General features: G+C 44.5%; 6 protein-coding genes. All 6 read right to left on the bottom strand.

All coding sequences use genetic code 11. The features are described from left to right. Nucleotides 1-227, bottom strand: a 227-nt coding sequence (locus tag PVV63_RS10025; protein WP_273791726.1) for a DUF4815 domain-containing protein, incomplete at its 3' end; no start/stop codon positions are given. A 1-nt stretch (nt 228) separates the two neighbouring features. Further along, nucleotides 229-1,347: a phage tail protein gene (locus tag PVV63_RS10020; RefSeq protein WP_273791725.1), complete on the bottom strand. Its 1,119-nt coding sequence runs from the start codon at nt 1,345-1,347 to the stop codon at nt 229-231. After that, a complete protein-coding gene (locus PVV63_RS10015; RefSeq protein WP_273791724.1) occupies nt 1,347-2,174 on the bottom strand; it encodes a baseplate J/gp47 family protein in 828 nt (275 codons plus the stop codon). Before PVV63_RS10015 ends, PVV63_RS10020 begins: the two co-directional genes overlap by 1 nt. Continuing rightward, a complete protein-coding gene (locus tag PVV63_RS10010; protein WP_273791723.1) occupies nt 2,171-2,512 on the bottom strand; it encodes a GPW/gp25 family protein in 342 nt (113 codons plus the stop codon). Before PVV63_RS10010 ends, PVV63_RS10015 begins: the two co-directional genes overlap by 4 nt. Beyond that, nucleotides 2,509-3,198 (bottom strand): phage baseplate assembly protein V, encoded by a 690-nt coding sequence (locus PVV63_RS10005; protein WP_273791722.1) that lies wholly within the window; start codon nt 3,196-3,198, stop codon nt 2,509-2,511. Before PVV63_RS10005 ends, PVV63_RS10010 begins: the two co-directional genes overlap by 4 nt. Continuing rightward, the gene (locus tag PVV63_RS10000) at nt 3,179-3,727 is read right to left on the bottom strand and encodes a hypothetical protein (protein ID WP_273791727.1); all 549 of its coding nucleotides are present in this window, start codon (nt 3,725-3,727) and stop codon (nt 3,179-3,181) included. Before PVV63_RS10000 ends, PVV63_RS10005 begins: the two co-directional genes overlap by 20 nt. Nucleotides 3,728-3,740: the final 13 nt, after the last annotated feature.

Raw genomic sequence — 3,740 nt, 5'->3', positions numbered from 1 at the left:
ACGGTCCTTGTCTCTTTGTTGACAAAAGCATCAGCCCGTTCAACGCGGTCTCCTTCTTGTGCCACAAGGCGCCCCAAGCGGTCATGCCGCCCCCTGATGATGGTTTGAACCTCATTGAGTTCACCCGCTTGAATAAAGGGACGCGTGCCATAAAAGACAACGCTTTGTTGTTCCTCTTTGCCGCGAGATCTGTCAATTGCAAAGGGTAAACCACTTTCATGCTTCATATTAAAACCTCAATAAAATCTTGAATTGTTCGCGAACATCGGCACGCAAAGGAATATTGATGGGTGTTTTGAGTATCTCGACACCGCCATTTAGTTCATTGGCATCACACCAAAGCTTGCCCAGGGGGATATCAAGGGGGACATCTTGTTTGGGAATGCCGTGAACGAGAATGGAAACAAAAGCTGCTTGTTTCCCGTCAACATCATGAAAATCTGTGCGTGCTGCCAGAAAAAGCGCCGTGCCCATCGAGGAGGGCTGGAATCTGCCGCCACAATGGCTGTAAACACCATCCAAAGCTTGTTCGACAGGCGCTACAGCATAGCATCTGCGATACCCAATCACGCTATTTTGGCTGTCTCTTAACACGAGATAAAGCGTGCGGTTGCTAAACCACTCTGCCATGAGTATATCGCGTTCATGTTTTTTGACCGAACACCACGGAAAATTTGCCAAATCCCAAGGGTAATCAATTTGGTTCCAGCTTAACTCCTCGTCAAAGTCATCAATCCAGTTGCCAATAAGCTTGCCTTCTTCTTTTGTGAGGGTATGATTGATTTCTGTTGTGCGCCCAAAGGAAAACAAAGTGTCCCCAGCTGTTAAGCGAACACCGCTTTCATACTCCAACATGCTGTCATCAAGCCGTGACATATTGCATTCAACAGCTTGCACATCATAACCATAGGTCCCACGACGAAAATCAGAGCGCAAACTTTTGGAAAGGTCGGTAATCGCTTCAATGGCTTCAAGGTTTTTGCGTTCAGGCAACTGATCAAAATCAAGTTGAAAGGAGTTCCACCATGCGCGCCCCGTCCAGGCGGGTTGAAAGCGTGCTGTAATCTCTAGCCATTCAAGCCCTATCTCTATTGCCGCAAGGGAGCCACGTATCCTCTGCCATTGAAGCCCTTGATCAATCAAATCATAGAGGTTTGGAACATAAGGTGTCAGTTCACCAAGCCCGTATTCTTCAATGAGCCACGGCAAGAAACGGGGAGGGCGTGTGATCAGTTTTGCGCGTGAAATCCCCAAAACAGAACCATCAATATCTTGATGAAAATCGCAAGCATCGGCAAGGCGCTTTTCAAATTCTGTCGCGTTTGTGGGAAGGAGGGAACCAACCATTAGCGGGCACGTCCTTTGAAGTTTAAGGTGATTTTTCCAATCGATAAAATTTCTTCATCACAAACCATACTGTCTTGTGTTGGGGTAATGGCAATGACTTTTTGGACACCAGAAATCATTAGTTTTGAAATCCACCACGACAAACTTAATTCACGACCAATGGCTTGTTCTTGTCTCCATGCTGCTCTTAAATTTGTTTCCATTGTTGTGAGAATTTTCAAAGATGTTTCTGGTAACAGCCAAACATCTGCTTCTAAATCCAGCACTTTTTTGACAGCAGCGTGAACAATGATTGTATCATTGGTCATGATGATATTTTTTCTGTGAAGAGCTTCTGAGACTGTTTGTATGAGATCTTCAGAGGCCGTTCCTTCTTCATTGTTGCCAAAAAGAGCAACATAGATGGTTGGGTCTTTGCCTTTACGGTAAACAATCGCATCCTTAACACGACTATCTGCTGTTAAGGCTATAAGCTTGTAATAGGGCTCTGTCCCGCTCCCATTGCCACCACGGGTATGAAGCTCTATGCGTTCACGATATCTCTCGTCACTTTCCCCTTCCATGCGGGCAATACCATGCCAGTTTCCCAAAGCGTCAAGAGATTCACCGGTTGCAAAATCAAGAATGTTGTTGCGTGCCGCCTCGTTAATACGCTGTCTTAAAAGCAACTCTCGATAGCTAAAAGCCTCAATGACTTTTACAGCCGGATCACTTTCAAGAATGGTATATTCCGGCAAAAGCTCTTTTAAATGGGCAAGAGCAGCAGCGCGTATTTCCTCAAAAGAAAGTTCTGTGATGATTTCGGGTTTTGCAAGCAATCCATTCATTTTATCAATAATCCTTCCATGGTAATGGGCTTGCCGGATGGCAAATAAATACCTTCAAAGGACAAAGAAACGTGTCCATTCTCACTCCATTTAAAATCAATTTTTTTCAATTTAAAACGCGGTTCCCACTTGTCTAAAGCCTCAGCAACAGCAGCATAAAGGGCAACAGCAAAAGCATTATTCACTGGAGCATCAATGAGTTCTGCAACGCGTGAACCATAATCACGCCGCATTACACGCGAACCAATCCGTGTTGACAAAATATCAAGGATTGATTGGCGTAAATGATCAATGCCGGTTAATGGCTTTCCTGTTGTGCGGTCCATTCCACTGTTCAATTGGGACCTCCTGTCATAGAACCACCAGAATAAACACCGCCATGAACATGGGTTGCGCCTACATTGGTGCCGTTATGTCTTAATCCACTTGAGTGAATGGAAACATTATTCCCAGAATGAAGAGAGAGACTATCATTCGAATTCAGTGAAATGCCACCACCTGCCTTCAAAGAGATGTTGCCTTTTGCGTTTAAATTTATATCGCTTTCTGAAACAATCTTTATGCCTTCCGGTGCGGTAAGCTCTAGCTTGCCCCCATCACCTTTTAGTGACACACCATCAGCGATTGTCAGGATAAATTTTCCGCCGGATTTGATGTGAATTCCATAAGTATTTTGTTCATCATCATATTCAAGGCTGGTTCCATCAGGGTATATCGTTCGGTGAATGCTGCCCTTATCGGCTGCTTGATTAGCATCGGTATGAAGTGAACCAACAATCACCCCTTGTGATAAATCTCCGGATGACGAGACAACAATCACTTGCTCTCCGATATCACGCCCTTCATAAGAGCGTGTTTTACCGGCGCGGGCTTGTGTGTCTGGAATCCAGTCACTGACAAGATTGCCACTTTTTACCCGATAGCGTGCGTTTTTATGGTCGACATGGCTAATTTTTCCCACCACAACCATATTGGCCACACGTCTCTTTAGATCTGTGATTTCTTTATCGCGCCGCTCTAACATGTCCACCTTCAATTTTATGGTATTTATCTTGGTTTTCTACGCCTGTTTCTGGTTCAAAACTTAAGAAAGGTTCAACGAGTTTTGCTGTTACACTGCCGTCTTCTTCATCCATGTTGGGGATATTTGTCACATAAATGACTTCAAAGGTTAGAATTGCACCATGGAGCGCTAGGGCGCCATTATCACCAAAGGCAAAAGCAATATTTTGCAGGCGGCATGTCTCAACTGTGTTGTTGAGATTGGGATTAGCGTAGAAAACCTCCTCAACTTCCCATGCTAATTGGTCAACAAAGCGTGCACCATCTTCACATGTCGCATAACATTCAACATCTAGCGTTAAAACACGCCGCCTTATTCCATAATCATAGCCATCTTCAATCGTTTCACTTTGTGTGAAAATGTTAATTGCAGGCGTGTTTTCAGGGGAGAAGTTGAAATCACGCATATTGAAAACATTGTCACCAGCTGCTGTTTTTGCTGCCTTTATCAAAGCAACAAAGCTTTCCCTTATCGTTTCTCTCGGATGCATGGGGGCTCCTGTT

Origin of the sequence: Bartonella sp. CM31XJBT (assembly GCF_028618555.1) — a bacterium.
Taxonomy (GTDB): domain Bacteria; phylum Pseudomonadota; class Alphaproteobacteria; order Rhizobiales; family Rhizobiaceae; genus Bartonella.
This window is presented reverse-complemented; position numbering and strand designations above follow the sequence as displayed.